We start from the raw sequence: 19,603 nt of genomic DNA on the forward strand, positions 1-19,603 counted from the left end.
GGAGGCGCACATGCTGCAGGTTCGCTCCTCGCGACGCTCGACGGCGGCGACTACGGGGGGCTCAGAGCCAAGCAATTATCCCGCCGTTCGGGACGGCACGATCGCCGAGATCGATGCTGGCCTCACCGAGAGCGAATGGGTTGCGCGTGCGGTCGGCCGTCCTGCCATCAAGGCGTTCAACAGCATCACGGCTTCAAGTCTCGCCACGCGCGGTCTGCCTGTGGGATCTCCAGGGCGCGTCTGCCTGCCGGTCGCTGGAGACGAGCAGGATGCAAAAGCTCGGACCATCCGGATGCTCGAGGAGCTTGGCTTCGACGGACTCGACGCCGGCTCTCTCGCTCAATCGTCGCGGCAACAGCCAGGCACGGCCGCATACTGCAGCGATCTCGGCGTCGCTGAACTTCGAGTCACGCTTGCGGAGCCCGATCCGCATGGGGTCGCGCGTCGACGCCTGAGGCGGAGGACGCCGCACGGAGAATGATTGCGGCATCAGGCCGGACGTAGCGGACTTTGGCGAGTACTGCGCGAGGCGCACCAACCACCGACGGATCGCAGGGCGCACGACGCTACAATCGCGTAGGCTACTCGAGCTTCTCCGCACGAAGACGCTTCGCCAGGTGCTCGATGAATCGGCGGACCTTCGCGGGCACCAGCTTGCCCTTTGCGTGCACGGCGAAGACTCCGAGCGGCGTGAGGGGAAAGTCTGCAAGAAGCTCAACGAGGTTGCCTCTCGCGAGGTCTCCCGCGACGTAGAACTTCGGGAGCGTGACGACCCCAAGGCCGGCGAGCGCCGCGCGTCGGAGTGCCTCGGTGTTGTCCGTCGCGAGCGGTCCGGAAATCGGCGCGACGACTTTCGAGCCGTCACGACGGAAGTGCCATTCGATGTCGGCCCGTAGCGGAAGGAAGCGCAGACATCGGTGTCTGCCAAGATCATCGGGCGCGCGCGGGGGGCCGTGCATCTTCAGGTACGTGGGCGCCGCGCAGATCACCATTGTCATCGTCCCGAGGCGCCGTGCGACGAGGCTCGAGCTCTCGAGCCGTCGCGCCGTACGGACGGCGACGTCGATTCGGTCGTCGATGACGTCAGTCATGCCGTTGGAGGCCAAGAGCTCGACGCTCACGTCAGGGTAGCGCTCTAGGAACGACGCCACGGTGTCGCTGACGAAGGCGTCCGCTATTGCGACGGCGCAGGCGACGCGGAGCACACCGCGTGGCTCGTCCGTGCGGCCCTCGGCGAGCTCTGCGCCCTCGTCGGCTGCGCGAAGCATGTGAAGACAGCGCTCGTAGATGCCCGCCCCCTCCGGCGTGAGAGACAGCCGGCGCGTCGTTCGGTGGAGCAATCGGACGCCCAGTCGTTCTTCCAGAGCCGCCACGCGCTTGCTGACGAGCGAGGTGGATACGGACAGCGCGGTCGCCGCCGCGGTGAAGGACTTGGCTTCGACGACGCGCGCGAAGATTGCCATCGACACGAGGTCTTCGAGCGAGGTGGCCATGATTGTTTCCTGGGGGAAAAAGTCTACCGCTCTGGAGTGGCGAATGAAACCGAGCGCCGTGGCATCGATCCGGACAGAAGGAGAGAGGTCCACATGAGCACCATGAAGGTCATCGAGGGCGCGTCGTTCGGCGGCGCTGACGTGTTGAAGCTGAAGGAAGTGTCATCGCCGGCAACGGGGACGGACGCGCTGTTGATCGACGTGAGGGCTGCTGGAGTGAATTACCTGGACCTCGTGACGCGCGCTGGATTCCTGCACGATGCCAAGACGCCCTTCCGGTTGGGCTTCGAGGTGGCGGGAGTCGTAAAGGAGGTGGGCGCCGGCGTTACGAACTGGATGCCTGGCGATGCGGTCGCGGCGATCCTGCCCGGCGGCGGATACGCGTCGCAGGTCGTTGTCCCTGCAAGTGCTGCCATCCCCATCCCCACAGGGATCGGCCCCTCCCTCGCCGCTGCCCTCCTCGTGCAAGGTTTGACGGCTTTCCTGACGCTCGAGGTCGGGAAGGTTCGACCAGGCGCGAACGTGTTGGTGTCGGCGGCGGGCGGCGGCGTCGGTGCGTTGGCCGTCCAGATCGCGAAGCTCCAAGGTGCCAATGTCATCGGTCTCGCGTCACGCGCGAAGCACGACTTCGTCCGAAAGAACGGTGCAGATCACGTCGTCGACTACAGGAGCCCGGGATGGTCCTCTTCCCTGCGTGAGGTCGTCGGCGACCGCGGCGTCGATCTCCTCCTCGACTCGATCGGCGACCTGCAGACGGAGGCGGCTGGACTCCTGGGCACCGGAGCCCACTGGATCGTGTACGGCTCGCGGGCGGAGAGTCAGAGGCCGCTGCCGGCCGAAGCGCTCTGGCCGATGATCGAGAAGAACGTCACGCTTCGGGGCTTCAACCTCGAAGGCTGCGCGGAGCACTTTCCGAGAGCTCTCGGCCAGATCTTCGACTGGGCGACGAGCGGCCGCCTGAAGGTGGAGACGCGGACCTATCCGCTCGCCCAAGCCGCGCTCGCCCACCAGCACTTCGAGGGACGTGAGACCGTGGGGAAGGTCCTCCTCATCCCGTAGCGAGGTCGTCATGAGCAGCAAGTCATTGGAAGGGCGCGTCGCGGTCGTGACCGGGGCCGCGCAAGGAATTGATCGCGCGATCGCGACGAAGCTCGCCTCGCACGGCGCAGAGCTCGTCCTCGTCGACCAGCGCATCTCGACCGAAACGGCGGAGGCGATCGGGCGCCCGTCGCTCTCGCTCACCGTCGACGTGTCACGCGATGACGGTTGGGCCGAGCTCGCCGCGGACGTGGAGAAGACGTACGGGCGGGTCGACATCGTCATCAACAATGCGGCGTACTACCCGCATGCGGGGCTCGAGGAGCTCTCCCTCGACGTCTGGCAGCGAACGCTCGACGTCAATCTGACCCGCGTGCTTCTTGAGCGCCAAGCACCTCGTCCCGTCGATGCGGCGGAGGCGGTGGGCTACCCGACCGGGCGCGCGGTGAAATTTCGACTCACTCGCCACGCCGTTCAAGCCTCGCCTTTCGAGGCCAGCGCCTGGAGTGCCGCCGCGCGTGCCCCATGGGGGTGCTCGCTTACCGAACGCCGCCATGGGGACTGACCGCAAGGCGAGCCCGCTTACTTCGTCGGAGCAGAGGCGGCCGCCGCGGCCTGCTCGATGATCGATGCGACCGAGTCCGGCTTCGAGACATAGACGGCATGGCTGCCGTCGGTCTCGACGACCGTCGCGCCTGCGCGCTTCGCCATCGAACGCTGTGCGGGGGGCGGGATCATCTTGTCGCTGGTGGCGACGAGGTAGAAGCTCGGCTTCGCTCGCCACGCGGGCGTCGTGACCGCACCCGATAGAGCCTGCACTCCCCAGGGAACCTGGGAGTCGGCCATGAACGCGGCGAGGTCGGGTCTGACGTCCGCCGCGAACGACGCCGCAAACTTGCCGCGGTCGAGGAAGAGGAAACCATCCTGGGGCGGCAGGATGGGCGGAACTGGCGCGCCAGGAGGCGGATTGGCAATGAGAGTCTGGACCGACTCACCCTTGTCCGGCGCGAACGCCGTTATGTAGACGAGAGCGGCGACCTTGGGGCTGTTGCCTGCTTCCGAGACGACCACGCCGCCGTACGAGTGGCCCACGAGAATGACCTGGCCGCTCTGGGCGTCGATCGCGCGCCGGGTGACGGCGACGTCATCGGCCAGAGAGAGGGTCGGGTTCTGCACGATGCTGACCGGGTAGCCGTCGCGCTTGAGGATTCGGTAGACCCCGTCCCACCCCGAGCCGTCGACGAAGCCGCCGTGAACGAGCACGACCGCGGGCAAGGGACCGTTGGGTCTGGGCTTGCCGTCGGAAGCCGGGTTGGGGTTCGCGCGGGCCGGCGTGCAGGCTGCGCCCGCCGTGGCCAACAGCACGCCGATTATGCCAAGAAACTTCGTCATCGGAGAAACCTCTCTCATTCCAATCGAACGTCGAAACATCGCTTGCCCGCTCGTGAGGGCGCGGGCTACCGCGAGACTGCGACAGCTGCCTGCTTGATCAGCGTGGCGACGGCGTCCGGTCGGGACACGTAGACGGCGTGGCTCCCTGGCGTCTCCGCCATGGTGGCGCGCGCGCGCTCAGCCATCGCTCGCTGCGCGGTCGGCGGAATCATCCTGTCGTTCGTCGCGACGAGGTAGAAGCTCGGCTTCGCTCTCCACGCCGGGGAGATCACCGCTCCCGAGAGCGCCTCGACCCCCCAAGGTACTTGGGAATCGGCCATGAAGGCCGCCTGCTCCGGTCGTACGTCCGCTGCGAACGAGTCGGCGAACTTCGAACGGTCGAGGAGCAAGAACCCACCCTGCGGCGGAAGAATCGGCGGTACCGGTGCGCCCGGCGGAGGGTTCGCGATGAGCGTCTGGACGGACTCGCCCTTGTCGGGCGCGAAAGCGGCGATGTACACGAGCGCCGCGACCTTCGGATCGTTGCCGGCTTCGGTGATGACCGCCCCACCGTACGAGTGACCGACCAAGATGACCGGTCCGCTCTTCTGATCGAGGACACGCTTGGTGACCGCGACGTCGTCCGAGAGAGAGAGCGTCGGGTTCTGCACGATGGTGACGTCGTATCCGTCGGCGCGAAGGAGGCGGTACACACCCTCCCAGCCAGAGCCGTCGACGAAGCCGCCGTGAACGAGAACGATCGAGGGTACAGGTTTGCTGATTGTCGACATTGGATACTCCGCTGTTCTGCACGCCGAACAATCCGGGTGCGGGAGATGGTGAGGCGAGCGCGCGAATCAGTACTTCGTCGCGGTCGTCGGCGACCGAGCGCGCCGCGACTGGGGCCCAGCGCGCCCGCTGGAAACGAAGTGCAGAAGATCCTGATTCAGGCGATCCTTCGCGGTCGTGCAGATGCCGTGCGCGTGAGTCCCGCAGCTCTACGGAGCCGACCTCCGATGGTCAACGCGCGGCGCGCTTCGCTCCCTTCTTCGTGGCGCGAACGAACAAGCGGCGATCGCTTTGGTCAAAAGCGCCCGATTCGCTACCCTGACGGCGCTACTCGAGGTTGATCAGGATCCGCGCTCGCGCCGGAAGGTGCCCGGGCTCGAGCCGGTCGCCCGGGTGAATGTCCGTGTGAAGTGGCTCTGATCGGCGAAGCCACAGGCGGCGGCGATTTCTTGGAGCGAAAGGCGCGAGCCAACGAGCATGTCCCGCGCCTTCTCGAGCCGGCGTTCGATCAGCCAGCGGTGCGGTGGCACGCCGGTCGATTGCTGGAACGCACGCGCGAAATGCCGAATCGAGAGGCCGCATGTCTCCGCGAGCTCGGCGAGGGTGATGCCGCCGTCGAGCCGCTCGTTCAGGAGCTCCTCGGCGCGTCGCTGCTGCCGTGGCGTCAGGCCGCCACGCACCCGCGCGGGCCGCGTGCACATCTCGCCGTAGGTGCGCGCCAGATGGTGCAAGAGCGCGGTCGATACGTGATCCACGTGGAGACCGACGGCCTCGGCGGTGCGCGCGCCGAGGAGCGGCTGGAGCGAGAGCAAGAGGTGCCGCACGATCGGATCCGCGAAGCCGATGCCAGGCCGATGGCGGAGATCGCGGAGTGGCCGAGCCTCGGCATGGGCCGCGACGGCGTCGAGCGCGGCACGCGTCGCGTAGAACGTCAGGTAGTGAAACGGGCCGACGTACTCCGAGAGGAGGTCCATGCGCAAATCGACGATGCCGACGTTGCCCGCCACGAAATCTCGGCAGCGAGACCACCGGCCCTCGGCCCGCATGCTCCCCGGCGGCCGTGGCCGGAGGTGGAGCGACAAGATATAGGCGTCATCCTTCGGGACCGTGCCGGTCACGACCCCATCGCGTTGATCGGACCAGATCTCGGTGACGACCACGCCGGGGCCGCGGAGGAGTCGTCGCTCTGGTTCCGGCGCTTGCCGACCGTGAAAAGGGGCGGCGAGCGGGTGTGCGAGATCCGACATGGGTTGAGCCTACTAAGCGCCAAAGGGGTAGTCGACTGGCACCCCGTCCTCGCCATCTCGTCAGCGAACACCGTTGCTCGCGTGCTCGATCGCCGAAGCCACTGCGGCAGGCTGCGATTCGTAGAGCGCGTGGCTCGCCTTCACCTCGGTCAGCGACGCTCCGATGCGTTTCGACATCATTTGAACCCTCGCCAAGGGCCCCGCTCCACGGGTGATGCTGCTCGACCGCGAGACGTCTTCCGTTGTCGCAGTCACACCTTGGCTGCAACCTCGTGGTTGACGCGCGACGACTCTGTCGAGGACGAGCGCCATGCCGCCATGGCTCCACGCCACCATGAACCGATCACGCCACGAGCGGCAGCGACAACGCCTCGAAAATCACGTGCTCCACTCCGCGAACTGCCTCCGCGCAACGAATAGCCATACCACGACCCGGCCCTCGGCCCTGCGCCGGGGGCTTTGTCGTTGTGCCAAGGTCACGAGCGCGAGAAAGGTCGCTTCCGCGACGTAGACGCTGTCGTCTTCGGGGGCGAGGAAGAAGCGTCCACCCTCGAATATCCGGCGTAGACCCTCGCGGGCTCGCACGGAGTCGGCGTCGAGGTCCTTCGCGCGTTCAAGGACACGGTCTGGGGTCGAGAGGTCGACGGGGGCGTTCATCCGGTCCTTGATGTTCTGAAGCGCCGCCCGCTCCGTGAGGGCCTGTGCGTCAAGGTCTCGAAGGGCGTCGCGGGTCGAGCTGGAGTGGTCACCGCCGGCGATGAAAGTGATGAGTCCGCGTATCCGTTGCTCAGTTCGGGCGAGGCGGTCGAGCCTCTCCTTCATCTCCTGCTGTGCGACGCGCGCGGCTTCACCAACGTGTTCCAGTTGGCCATAGCAACAAAGCAAATTTGAAAGCAGGAAGCGGAGTGCGGGAGCCGCGCCTCCTCACTAAGAACACTGCACGCGAACAACTGAAGCGGGCTGCCGAACGCGAGTTTGATGCCTGCGTCCTGAGGGGCTTGGAATGAAAACTACAATCGGCAGAGATGCGCGTTCGAAGGAAATTGTGGCGCAATCTTATTTAACCAGGCCGGCAGTTCTAAGTCGCCCGCTTTTGCAAGGTAATGACCTTACAGCGATCATCAGGAAAGATGCGCCTCATCTTCGACTGTTGACAGAAGAAGAGCGCCAGGCCTCGCTAGACGAGATGCTGAAGTCCAGACCCGATGGTGACGTGTGGATATTCGGCTATGGCTCGCTGATCTGGAATCCTGCAATCAAATATGTCGAGCGACGCATCGCGCACATCGAGGGATGGCACCGGTCATTTTGCATGTCCATCGTTGCGGGTCGCGCATCCCCGTCGGCTCCGGGGTTGATGCTGGCGCTGGATGAGGGCGGGTATTGCAGCGGGAGCGCGTTTCGACTGGCGAACGCCGACGTGCGGTCCGAATTGACCCTGCTGTGGCGCCGCGAAATGCTGTGCAAAGGCGGGTATATTCCCCGTTGGCTGGAACTCGTCGATGCCAATGGCCAGAGCTTCGGACGTGCCATAGCCTTCACTATCGATCCGGAAGGAGGCAAGTATGCCGGTGACATGTCGACCGACGCCGTCGTGCAACGCCTCGCGACCGCGGCTGGTGGACTTGGATCTTGCGCGGACTATCTCTTTCAGACGCGCGATGGATTGCGTTCCCACGGCATCCCCGATGCGGCGCTTGAGCAGCTCGCAGAACAAGTCGAGCACGCTTTGACGATGTCCTAGGCCTGCATCAGAGTGGCAACATGCGCCGCGCTAGAGCGCGCGAGGGCGGTGAGATCGTAGCCGCCTTCGAGCACGGAGACGATACGTCCGCCCGCCGTCTTGGCCGCTAGATCGAGCAGCATGGTCGTTGCCCAGGCGTAGTCTTCCTCCACGAAATTGAGGCTACCGAGCGGATCGCGCTCATGGGCATCGAAGCCGGCGGAAATCAGGATCAGATCCGGCGCGAATTTCACCATGCGCGGCAGGATCACACTCTGCATGGCCTCGCGGAACTCGCGTCCTCCCTGGCCGGGCCTGAGCGGAGCATTGACAATGGTGCCGGCCTCGCCGGTTTCGCTGGGAGCACCGGTGCCAGGATAGAGCGGCATTTGGTGGGTGGATGCATAGAGCACGCTGGGATCGTTCCAAAAGATCGCTTGGGTGCCGTTACCATGGTGCACGTCGAAATCGAGGATCGCCACTCGCTCGGCGCCATGTGTCCTCTGCGCGTGGCGGGCTGCAATGGCGACATTGTTGAACAAGCAAAAGCCCATTGCCCGTCTCGGTTCGGCATGATGCCCGGGCGGCCGCGAGGCGCTGAATGCGTTGCGGACCTTACCCGTCATGACGTGGTCGACCGCCAGAGCCGCGCCGCCGGCTCCGCGCAATGCTGCCTCGAAACTGCCTGATGACATCGAGGTGTCGCCGTCGATCTGCACCGACCTCTCACCGTCACGCGGGCTCAGGCGACGCAGGGTCTCGGTATAAGCGAGTGGATGGCACTCCGTGATCATCTCGATCGAGGCCTCCGGCGCCTGGATGCGCGCTAGTGTGTCGAACAGCGGATTGGCCAATGCCTTCTCCACTGCCAAGATCCGGTCGACCCGCTCGGGATGCCCAACCGGGCGCCTTGTGGCGGGCATAGGCCGGGTGCGTGACCAATAGTGTCGTCATTCTGGGCTTCCTATCGAGCAATTCAGACGGTGAGTATCTCAGCGGAAATCGTCGCGGCGGTTGCAACTGCTAGCCATCGTGAAAGATCACGCCGAGCGTATGACGTGCGCCTCGATGGAGACGGCTCACGCCGTGCCGCATGTTGGCGCGATAGAAGCCGCGCGGTCCCTGTCGCGGTCGGTGGTTCACGGCGAATACCACCGCATCTCCCTGATTCAGAGAAACGACCTCGGCGCAGCCGGCCACTCGTGGATCGCTGTCGGTGAGAAGAAGCTCGCCGCCGTCGAAATCACGCCCGGGTTGCGACAGCAGGAACACGACCTGAAACGGAAAGACGAGCTTGCCGTAGAGGTCTTGATGCAGACAGCAGTAGTCACCGCGCCCGTATCGCAGCATCAGCGGCGTCGGCTTTCGCTGCCCTGCGGCGTGGCATTCGTTCGTGAATGCCGTGAGCGTGGACGGAAACCTCTCGTTGATTCGCAACCGGTGATGCCAGTCGTTCGCGATCGGCGCAAGCTTCGGATAGAGCGCGGTGCGCAGATCCGACACCGGCTCTGGAAGCGGATAGTCGAAATATCTGTATTCGCCACGTCCGAACCCGTGGCGTTCCATGATGACGTTACTTCTGAAGCGATCCCGATCGTCGTAGAGAGCGACGAGCGCCTCGCACTCCGGCCGCCGAAGCAAGCCCGCCAATATCGCGTAACCGCGGTCATCGAGCGCGTTGGCCACAACGGACCAATCGACGTCCGCGATGCGCTGCTCGACGGATCCGTCCGCGTGGTTGGAGGCGGAAGGCGCGCGCCCCCTCCCGTCGGCGGCAGGTGTCGGCCGAAGTTCGAGCTGTTTGTCCTTCATCATCGACCTCTCGGCGGCGTACGCGAATTTTTCCAACGCGCATGCTCGGCCGGCATGCAGACCGCGCAAGCGCGATAGCCCGCTGCGCGAGCCGTCTCTTCATTCAGGAAGAACACGCGATGAGCAACGTAGCCGCCGTGCGCGATGGCTTGTCGTGCAGCGCGACAATCAAGGCGCCCATAGATCTTTCCTTTTCGGTGACCACCGAAGTGCCCCGGGACAGGGCTCTCGTAGGCCTTGCCGTCCGCTCCGATCAACTTCCACCTACGATTCACGAGGCACCATCGAAGAGCAGTTCGAGGGCGACCCGATATCCGCTGAGCACGCGGCTCACCGCGTGCTTGAGGCTCACGCGATAGAAGCCCTTGGCGCCTCGAAACGGCTTTCGATGCGTCGCAAGAATGATCGCGTCGCCCTGCTTCGGCACGACGACGATCGGACGCGATTGCATACGTGGACGCTGCTCCGTCATGACGAACTCGCCGCCTGAGAACTGACGGCCCGGTCGAGAGAGCAGCGCGGAAACTTGGAGCGGAAACGCATCGTCGCTTTCGGCATCCTGGTGCAGGCCCCAATGATCACCCGCGCCGAGCCGACTGAGCGCGGACCGCTCCATCGGCCGGCCCTTCGTGCGGCGCTGCTTGGAGAGTGCGCCGAAGCTCCCTGGATAGCGCGCGTCATCGCCAATGGCTTCCTGCCATCGATTCGCCGTTCCGACGAGCCTTTCGTAAAGCGACGCGCGCAGCGCTGAGAGGTCGTCGGTGAGCGGGTCGCGGAAGCGCCGGAGCTCACCGCGCCCCTGGCTCATGGCCTCCAGATCGATCGCTTCGTCGAGGACGCTCTTGTCTTGGAGACTTCCCGCCAGGACATCGCATTCGGTCTCGGTCAACAGTCCCGGAAGGATCGCGTGCCCCTGAACGTCAAGGTCCGCTTCTACGTGTGCCCAATCGAAGGTGTCGAGTTCCTTCATTTCTGGCACCCGCGCGATGGCTTCTTCGCACTGCGTTCACGGTCGAGCAGCTCGCCGAGAAGTATCGCGCAGACACCGATCGCGCTGCGTGCGGTCGGCACCTTGCTCACGTCGCTATCCGCGACAGCGTAGGAGAGGGGCTCGGACGTCGTAGACGAGACCTTTGCTCCCGAGAGTGGCAGCGAAGAACGGTAGGCTCGTTTGAAGTTCATTGTCGTGTCTTCTTGCTCCGTTGTCACAGGCAGAACCTACGTCGGCCGACGCGCCGTGGAACTCCGGACCTTGCGGTCGAATTGAAAGACCTGAAATCGAAGGGCGAGGACGACCTCACGCGAGACGGAGGACTGTACTTTCGCCGAGCAAGTACGTTTCACCAGAGGCCAAGCGCACCTCGACGTCTCCACTTTGGAGCAGATCCCAGACAGCCAAGCCATCGACGACGAGCTCACCGATGTACGAGATGACGACCGCCTTGTCTGGATCTCCCGCCCGTGCGACGAGCATCGCCACGATGGCGCCCATCCCATCGAAGTGTCGATGTCGTTTCCTTGCTTCGTCTCCGCCATCGCAGGAGAGGTGCGTCGAACCTCTTGGAGACGGGGGGCGAGCGAGATCAGCCTGAGCGGAAACCTGTTTGGTCTTCATGGCATTCATGTTGGGCAGGGGGCGCTTGCCGCGACACTCCGATTTCTCTCTTCGAATCGACGATGGGCTGCCTTACAGCGCGCGATCCATCGCCGAACTCAGCTGTCTTCCTTGTGGACCACCTCGAGAGGCTTCGATGCCTCTCGCTCGAGGAGTGCACGTTTTCGAGCGACTCCCCACGCGTAGCCGGAGAGGCCGCCGTTATTTCGAATAACGCGGTGACATGGAATGGCGACCGCGAGGTTGTTTGCGGCGCAGGCGCTGGCTACTGCTCGTACGAACTCGGGAACTCCGATGCGTCGCGCAATCTCGGCGTAGGACGCCGTCTCGCCGACGGGGATCGCCTGCAGCGCTCGCCATACGCGGCGCTGGAACGCCGTCCCGCGGACGTCGAGCGGCAGGTCGAGGCCGACGGTGGGGTTCTCGACGAAGCCCACCACCCGCGCGATCAGAGTCTCGTATTCACGGTCAGCGCCGATGAGGTGCGCCTTCGGGAAGCGGTCCTGGAGACTGTGGACGAGCTCTTCTGGGTCGTCCCCGAGCAATATCGCGGCGACGCCCTTGATGCTCGACGCTACGAGGATCGCGCCGAGTGAAGTCTGTCCGACCGCGAACCTAATCTCCTCGTTTGCTCCGCCTGCTCGATACTTTGTTGGCGTCATGCCGAGCATGCCCGTCGACTTCTCGTAGAAACGGCCGCTGGAATTGAAGCCGGCGTCATAGATCGATTCGGTAACACTGTTGCCGGTCTCGAGCCCCTCGCGAACCTTCTTCGCCCGGTCGGCGGCCGCATAGTCCTTGGGCGTCAGGCCGGTTGCAGCCTTGAACACGCGATGAAAGTAGCTGGGACTCCGACCGACGGATTCGGCGAGGCTCTCCAATGAGGGTTCCTCCTCGCTCTCCTCGATGATGCGGCAGGCCTTGACGACGAGCGCCGCGTTCTCGCTCTCCACCGAGGGCCCCTCGGGGTTGCAGCGCTTGCAAGGCCGGAAGCCGGTGGCTCTCGCGCTCTCGAGCGTGTCATGGATCGTAACGTTCTTGGGGTGCGCGGTGCGCGATGGACAGGAAGGACGACAATAGATTCCGGTGGTCAGCACCGAGTACCAGAACTGACCGTCGGCCATCTTGTCGCGGGCGACGATGCGCGCCCAGCGCGGGTCATTGGCTACTGGGATCGGCTTTGTTCGCAGGCCAGGTGCATCTTTCTGCGTGTTCGTCGGCATGCGCATAATCTCGAGGCGGTTCTTCGTCGACTATTGCTTCGAAGGGCATTCGAGACACTCCGATCCTTGCTCTCGAAATCAGGGTCTGCTTTCTCTTTATCGGTGAACTTGACTATCGGCACGCTATCGCTGCGGTCTTCCAGCGACGCTCCGGCCCTTGCTCTTCAAATCGAAATGCAGCTGAAGATTTTTCGAGACGTCTTAAATAGGTGAGGCCCGCACCGGGGGTCGGGCGGGCCTCGATTTCTCGCGGAGAGCGCCGACCCAAGTGGATCGGTGCCGCGCGATATCAAACAGGCTTGACGAGTCCGAGCTGCGTCATGGCCGTGAGACCGTCGTCCAGACCGATCTCCTCGATGATCTTTCCGTCGATCACCTTCAATACCGTCGTGCCGGTGAAGCGCATCTTGCGGCCAGTCGCGGCGGGAAGGCCGCCAAGCAGGAAGTCCTTGAAGGCCGGCCCCGTGTGCGTTCCGCCGCCTTCCCACTGACCGACGACGTAGTCGCCTTCCGCGATCAGATCGGCGGTGCCCCAGAAGTTGAGGTCGGGAAAAGCTGCACGGAAGTCGGTCATGAACGCCCTGATGTCAGCCCGCCCACGGCGTGGCTCGTGAAGCGAGTACTTGAGCAGCATGTCGGGCGCGGCGATCTCTTCGATGACCGCGAGATTCACGTTCTTTCCCCAGAACTCGGTGAACCAGCGACCAACGACAGCCTTGTTGTCATTCTCTTTGCCCATTTGGAGACCGTCCTTTCGTTGACGTCGAAATGTCATCGAACCGCTCGGTGACGTGGATAGGGAGTAGTCGAGGGGCGCTCCGACGGAACTCCGGTTCTTACTTTCAAACTCGCGCGGTCGAAGCATGGTTTCGGATCCACCATGAGCCATGGGCTTCATGCTCGCTTTCCACGGGTCGTCACCGCCGCGCTCCGGAAGCGGGCAGTCGCCAGAGATACCAGGCAGCCACGGTTCGGTAGGGGCTCCAAGCGGCTCCGAGGTCGCGCATACGGCGTGGCGTCGGCGTTTCGTCGAGCCGCTTCAGGCGTCGATACCCCTCACGAACCCCGAAGTCGCCGATCGGCAAGATGTCGGGGCGCTCCAGGCTGTAGATGAGGAGCATCTCGACGGTCCACCGCCCCACACCACGGAGCGTCGTGAGGCGGTCGATGAGGGCTTCGTCGCTCACGTTCCGCGCTTCAGCCAGCGTCGGCACGATTCCGTCGAGGGTGGCCTGCGCGATTCCGCGGATGGTTGCTACCTTGGCCGTCGAGAAGCCGCATGCGCGAAGCTTCTCTTCCTTCGTGGCGAGGATTTGCTCCGCCGAGGGGAAGGTCGCGCCGGAGTAGAGCTCGAGCCATCGGCCGAGGATGGCGTCTCCGGCCTTCGCGTGGAGCTGTTGGTACGCGATGGCGCGTACGAGAGCCTCATACGGCTCGCGGGTTGGTTTCGGTTCGAGCCGACACGGCCCGACGGCCTCGACGTGGCGAGCCCAGTCTTCATCCACGCGGGAGAGGAACTGGGCGGCACGTCGCAACGTCTTCGGAGAGAGGTCTGGTTCCGTCGCGGTCATCGGTGAGCTCGTGTCAGAATCCAGGGAGCATCTCGGTTCGAGGCGCGACGCGCTTCGTCGGGAGCGCCTTCTCGTGCTCGAGGAGCCACTGCTTGCGCGGCAGTCCCCATGCGAAGCCCTTGAGATCGCCGTTGTTCGCGATCACGCGGTGACACGGCACGACGATCGCGATCGGGTTCGCGCCGATCGCTGCGCCGATGTCGATGGCCGCGCGCGGATCTTGGAAGCCGAGCTCCTTCGCGAGCTTGCCGTAGCTGGTGGTCGTGCCGCACGGGATGCGCTGCAGCGCTGCCCACACGCGTCCCTGCAACTCGGTCCCCTCCGTCGCCGTCGGGAGTGACTCCAGCGCCGTCAGCTCATCGGCGAAGTACCGTCCGAGCGCGCGTGCGATTGGTTCCGGTGGGGGGATCTCTCGAAGCGCGTCGACTCCATATCGCTCGCGCAGACCACGGCGCAGGTGCCAACGCTGGTCCGCGAACCCCAGCGCGTGCAGGACCTGTTGTTCGTCGGTGACGAGCAGGAGGTCGCCGAGCGGCGATCCGAGTTGGCTCAAGGACAATTGGTTCATGACGTTTTCCTCTGTTGGAGACGCTTCTCGCGTCTCGAGAACAACCTGCATCGAGGTGACAGATGCCGCGCTCCGATCCTTGCGATCGAATTCGTCGGCGCGTTCGACCGGGGCCGTCTATCCCGCTCGACGGAGGGTGAGATTGAAGCGATGAGCGCCCGTCTGCGGATGCACCGCTTCCAACGCGCGCTCGTTCTTGTTTTGATGGAGCGTGAGCCGCGAGCCCGGCGCGTAGCGATTCACCAAGCAAGCGTCCGGCGCGAAGTCGGGGAATCCCGTCTCCGAAGCTGCGGAGCGCGCGAGTCGCTGCAAGACCTCTGGCGTTGCCGGCCGGGCCTCGCCCGTGAGCGGATCGAGCTCAGTGTATCGATAGGATTCGAGGAGGACGCAGCGGGGCCCGAGCCTTGCGATCTCCGCCTCACCATCTCGAGGACTTCGGCGCGTTTCTGCGTCGACGACGAAGTCGATCGGCTCGTGACCATTGTCGAAGACGGCGACCTCACCCTCTCGTGTTAGGAACCCGCGGAAAAACCGAGACTGGCGTGACCTGGGCGTTCCACCCGTTGCGTGCCGTTTCGGTCGAAGTGGTGACGATGGTGGACAGCATTCCGGCGCAGGTGGGGAGGGCGACGGGAAGGCCGCGCGTGACCGTCAGCTCCAAGGTCCTCGGGCCGTCCAGCTTCGCGCGAAGGCCGCACTCGCCCGTAGCGCGTCGAGGGGCGGCCAGAGGAATGGTGAGATGGCGCCGACAATCTCGGCGAGCGCCTTGGGTATCGCCGTCTTCGACAGGCGTGACATGAACGCCTTCCACTGCTTCTGCTTCGCGCCGTCCTTCGAGAACGCTTCAGTGAGTGCGAACGAGGACTGCCTCGGGGAGGGGCGTGCTCCGCTTCTCGAACGTCGCCTAGAACGCGCGTCTGCGGGCATGGCTCCTTCGAAGGCGAAGTTCTGCGAGAGGAACCAGATGTCGAAGAAGTCCTTCATCCGGCTGTTCGCGATGCCGAGGTCGACCATCGCCGAACCCCACGTCGACCTGGGGAGCGAGCCGCGCGATGCCGAGGGTGCCGGTGAACGTCACGCGCACGCGTTCGTACTCTGCGTCCTCCCTTATCCGCGCGGCCTTCACGCTTTTCGCGTCGAAGAACATCGCGTCGTCCTCGACCTCGGCGGCTGGATCGACACGGCGTTCTAAGGACTCGTGTTCCAGAACGGCTAGCGCCGCCAATCGGGCTCCGTCCACACCTCGAAGATGCGCGCCGCCGAGATTCGAATCGTGTAGCGCACGAATGCGCTCCGCGAAGACCAGGTCAGCACATCGACGGCGTGTGGACGAGAATGTACTGGGAACCGCTTCGGAAGTATCTGGAGGCTACTGCCGCTTCGTCGTGAGCCAGGCGTAGTCGGCCTCGAGCTCGGCATCGCTGATGAGCGAGCTGTCGAAGGCGGGCATGGGGCCGCCGCCGGAGCGGACGCGTGCGATGTAGCCTTGTTCGTCGCGCGTGCCGGGGATGGCTGGGTTCTTGTCTTTGCCTCGGCCCTCGTCGCCATGGCACGTCGCGCAGAGGTTGGTGAACGCGCCCGACAGATGCGCGGTGTTGCCTCCGTCCGGAGCACTGTTGCCGGACTTGGGCTGGCCCACGTCGTCGCTCGAAGAGCATGCGCTGGTGAGGCTCGCGAAGATCGCGAGGCTCGAAATCCATTGTGCTAATTTCATCGATGTCGCCTCGTCACGCCAAGAAGGGAAGGAGCTCGCCGGTCTTTTGCCACATGGCATCCGTGTAGACCTGCGCTTGAGTGAATCCGTTGTTGGTGAAGAAGTAGCTGCCCGTATCGAACGTCGGACGTGCGCCGTAGCCGCCGTGGCTCGACTCGGACCACTCGCTCTTCGGGATCCCCATCGCCAAGAGCGCCGTGCTGAGCCACTGGTTGTAGAGCAGGCCGGGCCAGAGCGACTCCGTGCCCGTGGTGGAGTCGCCGCTCAGCTGACGCGAGAGGTTGCGATAATCGCAATAGTTCCCCGTCTTGATCGCTCCGCCGGCCGAGCCGGCCGTGATGACCGGCATCGAGAATGGAAGGTGCGTGACGTTGCCGCTCTCCTGGCCCCACGCGACGAGGCAGTGATCGAGCAGCGTCTTGCCCGCGCCGTCACTGAAGCTGTCGAGGCGGCTGACGAGGTCCATGAAGACGCCCGAGAAGAAGGTGCGGTTGAACTCCTTGATGAGCGCCTGGGCGGTACCTCCCTCGCTTGCGGCGTGCGCGACGTTTTGGTGCCAGTCTTCGCCTTGGGCAGGGCGCGAGGTGAAGGTCAGCCCCATGGGGTTCTCGTCGATGCCGAACGTCACGATGCGCGTCGAACCGCAGTTGATCGCGATCGCTAGGACCTCGTTCATCAGCCTGAAGAACTCGACGTTTCTCGTCGGATTACCGTCCATCGGGCGCAGCGCGAGGTTGTCGCTCGTCGGTCGCGCCGGCACCTGACAGCCGGCTGAGAGCGGAGCCTTCAGGCGCCGCTGCACTTCCGCGACGGCCTGCATGTGTTGATCGAGTCGCAGCTTGTCTTCTTGCGACAAGCGCTTGTTGCCGTCGCGAAGGCGCTTGTAGCTCTCGAGGACCTGGTCGACGACAGGCGGTCTCGGCGCGCCGCCTGGTGATGGCGTCGAGGCGACGCCGCCGAGGAGCGTGTCGAAGAGTCCCTGCGAGCTCTCCGTGCCGCCGATGGCGTTGTTCGAGACTCCCGACGATGCGACACCGGGAGTTCGGTATCCGTAGATTCCGCTATTGGTTTTGCTGATTGCGACGCTTCGCCTTCGGACCGACGCAACGCTCGGGTAGAAGGCGGGAGAATAGGCCATGATCTGGTCGATCGTGGCGCGGGGCTCCTGCGGTATCTCCTTGTTCTTATCGTAATAGCCGAGTGAGCCGCCGAAGTTGTGGGCCATATCGGTGGTGATGTCGAGGCCGCGCAAGATGTTCATCTTGGCCACGACCGCCGGCGTCAATACCGACGACTTTGCCGTGAGGACTGGGCTTATCGAGGCGTCTCCGCCGCCCGTGGACGCTACCAGCGCGCCTCGCCTCACCGCGTGGTTGTATTGAACAGTCTGGGTGAGGGCCGAATCCGCTGGCCACATGTTGGCGTTCCAGACGCCGCCGTGCGGCGTGCGAAAGTGGACGAAGCACTTGCTGTTGCCGACGTCGGCATACGCCGGGCTCGTCTTGAACAGCGAAGGCAACACCGGCAGCGCGAGAAGCGCGCCCCCCACTCCTTTGAGGAAACGTCGCCGCTCCATCACTGAAACCTCCTGACCTTGAATGCCGGGGCCAACGCCACGGACGAGAGCACCTCAGCCATCGGCGCTCCGCTTCGCGCTTTGCGTTCGATCTCGGAGAGGAGACATCCGTCTTTGTCCGGTGTCTCGACCCGTCTCTGGGTGAATCGGAAGTAGTGCCGTGCGAGGCACGAGTGAAACAGCTTGCTCTCGTCGACTGCCTGCGAGAGCTCGGTCGCGTCCGACATCTGGCGCGCGTCGCTCGGCTGCACCGCAGGCGCCGCGGTCGTGTCGACCGGCAGCGAGCCGATCAACTTGCCCTCCGCGTCGAAGACGCGCTCTTCCGTTCTCTCGCGACCGAGTGCGTCGAAGTTCTCGGTCAGAAACCCAGGAGGGTTGATACGCGTCAGATGGCAGCCCGCGCATGCGCCGCTGGACGTGAGATTGGCCACCGCTTGCCGCGTCGTCTGGAGATCCTGCGGCGTCGGAGGTTTCGAGTTGACGTTGGGGGGTGGCGTGCCCACCTGCTGGCAGAGGACCGCGTTGCGGATCACGTAGCCCTTGTGGATCGGACGCGTCGTCGAGGTCCCGGTCGAGAGGAGCGCTGCGCGCGTCAGGAGGCCGGCGCGCTTTTCGGAGGTGAAGAGCGGGGCGGGGCCCGTACCGCTCCAAACGGGGACGCCGTAGATCGAGGCGAGGTAGCCGTCCTTGGCGTAGGCATGCTTGTCCTTCAGGAAGTCGCTGACGCTGCCTCCTCCGGAGGTGATCGCGAACGCCGAGAGCAAGACGTCGTCGATCATCTGGGCGCGCCCTGAATCTGGCGGCATGTCGTCGCCGGCGAAGGCCTTGAAGGCGGGATCGTTCTTCAGCACGTCGAGCGGCGCGAGCTCGTCGAGGCGAAGCCACTGCGCGATGAAGCCGTCGAGCGCGTTGCGAAGCTCCGGATCGCCAACGAGGCGCTCGACCTGCGTTCGATAGCCCGCCTCGTCGAGGAGAGCGTTCTCCTCCGCGGCCTTCCAGAGCTCGTCGTCGGGAGGCGACTGCCAGAACTGATAGGACAAGCGCGCCGCGAGCTCGAAGCTCGACAGCGGCGCGGTCTCCTCCGAATCGGCGGTCCCGTGCTCGACGCGGTAGAGCGTCTGCGGTGCGTTCAGGATCGCGGCGATGACGTCGGCGACGCCCGCGGGATCGACGGGCTTGTCGCCGGCGATGTCGGCGTAAAAGGCGAGATCTCCGGCGTCGAGCGGAGCGCGCATGATCCGCGCGGCCCACGTGGCGATGAAGTCATCGAGGCAGGCGCGATCATTGTCCGTTGCGGAGTCGGTCGCGCACGCTCCCAGCAGCGCCTCAATCCGCGCCGGGGTCGCAGTGAGCTCCTTGCCGATCGCGATCGCGATCTCGTAAATCGCGTCGACCTGGGTTTGCTGAATGGCTTGATCGCCACGGTCGTATCCGCCTTTCAGATCGCCTGGCGCCGGCGTTCGGAGATCTTCCGGGTAGCGTACGAACGTGTCCCCGATGCTCTTCCAGATCTCTTCGGCGTCGTTGGGGTTGGCGAGCGCGACGGCGAACTTGAGCGTGTTTTCGAGCTCGGCGCGCGAAAGGCGAGGGAGCGCCAGCTCGTCGGGCTTGGCCGCCCCGTCGCAGGTGAAGAGGCCTTTTTCGCTCGTGCCGTCGCCGCCTTCAGACCCCGAGCCGTCGTTGCTCGGATCGGAGTTGGAGCAGGCGGCGACCACGGCGAGTGCGAGCGCGAGCGGCCCCAGGAGGTGCTTTCCCATGACCGGCTCCCTTCGCAAGGGCCACGCCAAGGGCGTCCCACGCGGTTTTGCCGGAGAAATCGACGACCGAACCGCCCGTTCGGCGCATGGGATGGAAAGGATCCTT

Annotated in this window: 21 protein-coding genes and 2 pseudogenes; 4 read left to right on the forward strand and 19 right to left on the reverse strand. The window is 64.6% G+C overall.

Annotation, left to right across the window (positions count from 1 at the left end; translation table 11 throughout):
- Window positions 1-581: 581 nt before the first annotated feature.
- Complete coding sequence (locus AKJ09_RS20875; protein WP_146648966.1) at window positions 582-1,493, reverse strand: LysR family transcriptional regulator; 912 nt, start codon at window positions 1,491-1,493, stop codon at window positions 582-584.
- Between the two features lie 93 nt (window positions 1,494-1,586).
- Here AKJ09_RS20875 and AKJ09_RS20880 point away from each other — a divergent pair, with 93 nt between their 5' ends.
- Window positions 1,587-2,552 carry a quinone oxidoreductase family protein gene (locus tag AKJ09_RS20880; RefSeq protein WP_146648967.1) on the forward strand — a complete coding sequence of 322 codons (966 nt, stop codon included), beginning with the start codon at window positions 1,587-1,589 and terminating at the stop codon, window positions 2,550-2,552.
- A gap of 10 nt (window positions 2,553-2,562) precedes the next feature.
- Entirely contained in the window at window positions 2,563-3,096 is a 534-nt protein-coding gene (locus tag AKJ09_RS20885) for an SDR family NAD(P)-dependent oxidoreductase (protein WP_146648968.1), read from the forward strand.
- A 17-nt stretch (window positions 3,097-3,113) separates the two neighbouring features.
- Here the strand turns inward: AKJ09_RS20885 and AKJ09_RS20890 are convergent, their stop codons facing one another.
- The 4 genes from AKJ09_RS20890 to AKJ09_RS20905 form a co-directional block, all read right to left on the reverse strand.
- Window positions 3,114-3,923 carry an alpha/beta fold hydrolase gene (locus tag AKJ09_RS20890; RefSeq protein ID WP_146648969.1) on the reverse strand — a complete coding sequence of 270 codons (810 nt, stop codon included), beginning with the start codon at window positions 3,921-3,923 and terminating at the stop codon, window positions 3,114-3,116.
- Between the two features lie 65 nt (window positions 3,924-3,988).
- Window positions 3,989-4,693, reverse strand: coding sequence for an alpha/beta fold hydrolase (locus tag AKJ09_RS20895; RefSeq protein WP_146648970.1), 705 nt, complete (start codon window positions 4,691-4,693; stop codon window positions 3,989-3,991).
- A gap of 339 nt (window positions 4,694-5,032) precedes the next feature.
- On the reverse strand, window positions 5,033-5,938 hold the full coding sequence (locus AKJ09_RS20900) for a helix-turn-helix domain-containing protein (protein ID WP_146648971.1): 906 nt from the start codon (window positions 5,936-5,938) through the stop codon (window positions 5,033-5,035).
- 378 nt (window positions 5,939-6,316) lie between these two features.
- Window positions 6,317-6,760 (reverse strand): hypothetical protein, encoded by a 444-nt coding sequence (locus AKJ09_RS20905; RefSeq protein WP_146648972.1) that lies wholly within the window; start codon window positions 6,758-6,760, stop codon window positions 6,317-6,319.
- 181 nt (window positions 6,761-6,941) lie between these two features.
- Here AKJ09_RS20905 and AKJ09_RS20910 point away from each other — a divergent pair, with 181 nt between their 5' ends.
- Window positions 6,942-7,682, forward strand: coding sequence for a gamma-glutamylcyclotransferase (locus AKJ09_RS20910; protein ID WP_146648973.1), 741 nt, complete (start codon window positions 6,942-6,944; stop codon window positions 7,680-7,682).
- On the opposite strand, the pseudogene AKJ09_RS20915 reads toward AKJ09_RS20910, so the two are convergent.
- The 11 genes and pseudogenes from AKJ09_RS20915 to AKJ09_RS56160 all read right to left on the reverse strand — a co-directional run bounded on the left by AKJ09_RS20915 (window position 7,679) and on the right by AKJ09_RS56160 (window position 15,464).
- A pseudogene (locus tag AKJ09_RS20915) lies at window positions 7,679-8,615 on the reverse strand (histone deacetylase family protein). The gene AKJ09_RS20910 and the pseudogene AKJ09_RS20915 sit on opposite strands and share 4 nt — an antisense overlap.
- 69 nt (window positions 8,616-8,684) lie before the next feature.
- Window positions 8,685-9,476, reverse strand: coding sequence for a 2OG-Fe(II) oxygenase (locus AKJ09_RS20920; protein WP_146648974.1), 792 nt, complete (start codon window positions 9,474-9,476; stop codon window positions 8,685-8,687).
- Window positions 9,473-9,748: an Ada metal-binding domain-containing protein gene (locus AKJ09_RS56150; protein WP_146648975.1), complete on the reverse strand. Its 276-nt coding sequence runs from the start codon at window positions 9,746-9,748 to the stop codon at window positions 9,473-9,475. The genes AKJ09_RS20920 and AKJ09_RS56150 overlap by 4 nt, the downstream gene beginning before the upstream one ends.
- A complete protein-coding gene (locus AKJ09_RS20930) occupies window positions 9,745-10,362 on the reverse strand; it encodes a 2OG-Fe(II) oxygenase (protein WP_205633759.1) in 618 nt (205 codons plus the stop codon). The genes AKJ09_RS56150 and AKJ09_RS20930 overlap by 4 nt, the downstream gene beginning before the upstream one ends.
- Before the next feature lie 408 nt (window positions 10,363-10,770).
- A complete protein-coding gene (locus AKJ09_RS20935; RefSeq protein WP_146648977.1) occupies window positions 10,771-10,965 on the reverse strand; it encodes a hypothetical protein in 195 nt (64 codons plus the stop codon).
- 221 nt (window positions 10,966-11,186) lie between these two features.
- Entirely contained in the window at window positions 11,187-12,311 is a 1,125-nt protein-coding gene (ada, locus tag AKJ09_RS20940; protein WP_240488537.1) for a bifunctional DNA-binding transcriptional regulator/O6-methylguanine-DNA methyltransferase Ada, read from the reverse strand.
- Between the two features lie 289 nt (window positions 12,312-12,600).
- On the reverse strand, window positions 12,601-13,050 hold the full coding sequence (locus AKJ09_RS20945) for an ester cyclase (protein WP_146648979.1): 450 nt from the start codon (window positions 13,048-13,050) through the stop codon (window positions 12,601-12,603).
- 178 nt (window positions 13,051-13,228) lie between these two features.
- A complete protein-coding gene (locus AKJ09_RS20950) occupies window positions 13,229-13,882 on the reverse strand; it encodes a DNA-3-methyladenine glycosylase family protein (RefSeq protein WP_146648980.1) in 654 nt (217 codons plus the stop codon).
- A 13-nt stretch (window positions 13,883-13,895) separates the two neighbouring features.
- A complete protein-coding gene (locus AKJ09_RS20955) occupies window positions 13,896-14,450 on the reverse strand; it encodes a methylated-DNA--[protein]-cysteine S-methyltransferase (protein ID WP_146648981.1) in 555 nt (184 codons plus the stop codon).
- 186 nt (window positions 14,451-14,636) lie between these two features.
- A pseudogene (locus AKJ09_RS56155) lies at window positions 14,637-14,861 on the reverse strand (alpha-ketoglutarate-dependent dioxygenase AlkB); the annotation flags it as partial.
- Between the two features lie 240 nt (window positions 14,862-15,101).
- Entirely contained in the window at window positions 15,102-15,464 is a 363-nt protein-coding gene (locus AKJ09_RS56160) for a nucleotidyl transferase AbiEii/AbiGii toxin family protein (RefSeq protein WP_146648982.1), read from the reverse strand.
- Between AKJ09_RS56160 and AKJ09_RS56165 the strand changes: the two genes are divergently transcribed.
- Window positions 15,448-15,642 (forward strand): hypothetical protein, encoded by a 195-nt coding sequence (locus AKJ09_RS56165; RefSeq protein WP_420814254.1) that lies wholly within the window; start codon window positions 15,448-15,450, stop codon window positions 15,640-15,642. The genes AKJ09_RS56160 and AKJ09_RS56165 overlap by 17 nt on opposite strands.
- Before the next feature lie 177 nt (window positions 15,643-15,819).
- Here AKJ09_RS56165 and AKJ09_RS20970 read toward each other — a convergent pair whose 3' ends face one another.
- The 3 genes from AKJ09_RS20970 to AKJ09_RS20980 are packed head-to-tail and all read right to left on the reverse strand — an operon-like array spanning window position 15,820 to window position 19,497.
- Window positions 15,820-16,164, reverse strand: a complete 345-nt coding sequence (locus tag AKJ09_RS20970) for a c-type cytochrome (protein ID WP_169927709.1) — start codon at window positions 16,162-16,164, stop codon at window positions 15,820-15,822.
- 13 nt (window positions 16,165-16,177) lie between these two features.
- Entirely contained in the window at window positions 16,178-17,740 is a 1,563-nt protein-coding gene (locus tag AKJ09_RS20975; protein ID WP_146648984.1) for a DUF1552 domain-containing protein, read from the reverse strand.
- Entirely contained in the window at window positions 17,740-19,497 is a 1,758-nt protein-coding gene (locus AKJ09_RS20980) for a DUF1592 domain-containing protein (protein ID WP_146648985.1), read from the reverse strand. The genes AKJ09_RS20975 and AKJ09_RS20980 overlap by 1 nt, the downstream gene beginning before the upstream one ends.
- Window positions 19,498-19,603 lie beyond the last annotated feature (106 nt).

Source organism: Labilithrix luteola, from assembly GCF_001263205.1.
Classification (GTDB): domain Bacteria; phylum Myxococcota_A; class Polyangia; order Polyangiales; family Polyangiaceae; genus Labilithrix; species Labilithrix luteola.

What these genes read in the sequence shown, in the direction of transcription:
- AKJ09_RS20875 (WP_146648966.1), bottom strand. Translation starts at nt 1,493, where the DNA reads ATGGCCACCTCGCTCGAAGACCTCGTGTCGATGGCAATCTTCGCGCGC.
- AKJ09_RS20880 (WP_146648967.1), top strand. Translation starts at nt 1,587, where the DNA reads ATGAGCACCATGAAGGTCATCGAGGGCGCGTCGTTCGGCGGCGCTGAC.
- AKJ09_RS20885 (WP_146648968.1), top strand. Translation starts at nt 2,563, where the DNA reads ATGAGCAGCAAGTCATTGGAAGGGCGCGTCGCGGTCGTGACCGGGGCC.
- AKJ09_RS20890 (WP_146648969.1), bottom strand. Translation starts at nt 3,923, where the DNA reads ATGACGAAGTTTCTTGGCATAATCGGCGTGCTGTTGGCCACGGCGGGC.
- AKJ09_RS20895 (WP_146648970.1), bottom strand. Translation starts at nt 4,693, where the DNA reads ATGTCGACAATCAGCAAACCTGTACCCTCGATCGTTCTCGTTCACGGC.
- AKJ09_RS20900 (WP_146648971.1), bottom strand. Translation starts at nt 5,938, where the DNA reads ATGTCGGATCTCGCACACCCGCTCGCCGCCCCTTTTCACGGTCGGCAA.
- AKJ09_RS20905 (WP_146648972.1), bottom strand. Translation starts at nt 6,760, where the DNA reads ATGAAGGAGAGGCTCGACCGCCTCGCCCGAACTGAGCAACGGATACGC.
- AKJ09_RS20910 (WP_146648973.1), top strand. Translation starts at nt 6,942, where the DNA reads ATGAAAACTACAATCGGCAGAGATGCGCGTTCGAAGGAAATTGTGGCG.
- AKJ09_RS20920 (WP_146648974.1), bottom strand. Translation starts at nt 9,476, where the DNA reads ATGATGAAGGACAAACAGCTCGAACTTCGGCCGACACCTGCCGCCGAC.
- AKJ09_RS20935 (WP_146648977.1), bottom strand. Translation starts at nt 10,965, where the DNA reads ATGGGCGCCATCGTGGCGATGCTCGTCGCACGGGCGGGAGATCCAGAC.
- ada (WP_240488537.1), bottom strand. Translation starts at nt 12,311, where the DNA reads ATGCCGACGAACACGCAGAAAGATGCACCTGGCCTGCGAACAAAGCCG.
- AKJ09_RS20945 (WP_146648979.1), bottom strand. Translation starts at nt 13,050, where the DNA reads ATGGGCAAAGAGAATGACAACAAGGCTGTCGTTGGTCGCTGGTTCACC.
- AKJ09_RS20950 (WP_146648980.1), bottom strand. Translation starts at nt 13,882, where the DNA reads ATGACCGCGACGGAACCAGACCTCTCTCCGAAGACGTTGCGACGTGCC.
- AKJ09_RS20955 (WP_146648981.1), bottom strand. Translation starts at nt 14,450, where the DNA reads ATGAACCAATTGTCCTTGAGCCAACTCGGATCGCCGCTCGGCGACCTC.
- AKJ09_RS56165 (WP_420814254.1), top strand. Translation starts at nt 15,448, where the DNA reads ATGCCGAGGTCGACCATCGCCGAACCCCACGTCGACCTGGGGAGCGAG.
- AKJ09_RS56160 (WP_146648982.1), bottom strand. Translation starts at nt 15,464, where the DNA reads ATGGTCGACCTCGGCATCGCGAACAGCCGGATGAAGGACTTCTTCGAC.
- AKJ09_RS20970 (WP_169927709.1), bottom strand. Translation starts at nt 16,164, where the DNA reads ATGAAATTAGCACAATGGATTTCGAGCCTCGCGATCTTCGCGAGCCTC.
- AKJ09_RS20975 (WP_146648984.1), bottom strand. Translation starts at nt 17,740, where the DNA reads ATGGAGCGGCGACGTTTCCTCAAAGGAGTGGGGGGCGCGCTTCTCGCG.
- AKJ09_RS20980 (WP_146648985.1), bottom strand. Translation starts at nt 19,497, where the DNA reads ATGGGAAAGCACCTCCTGGGGCCGCTCGCGCTCGCACTCGCCGTGGTC.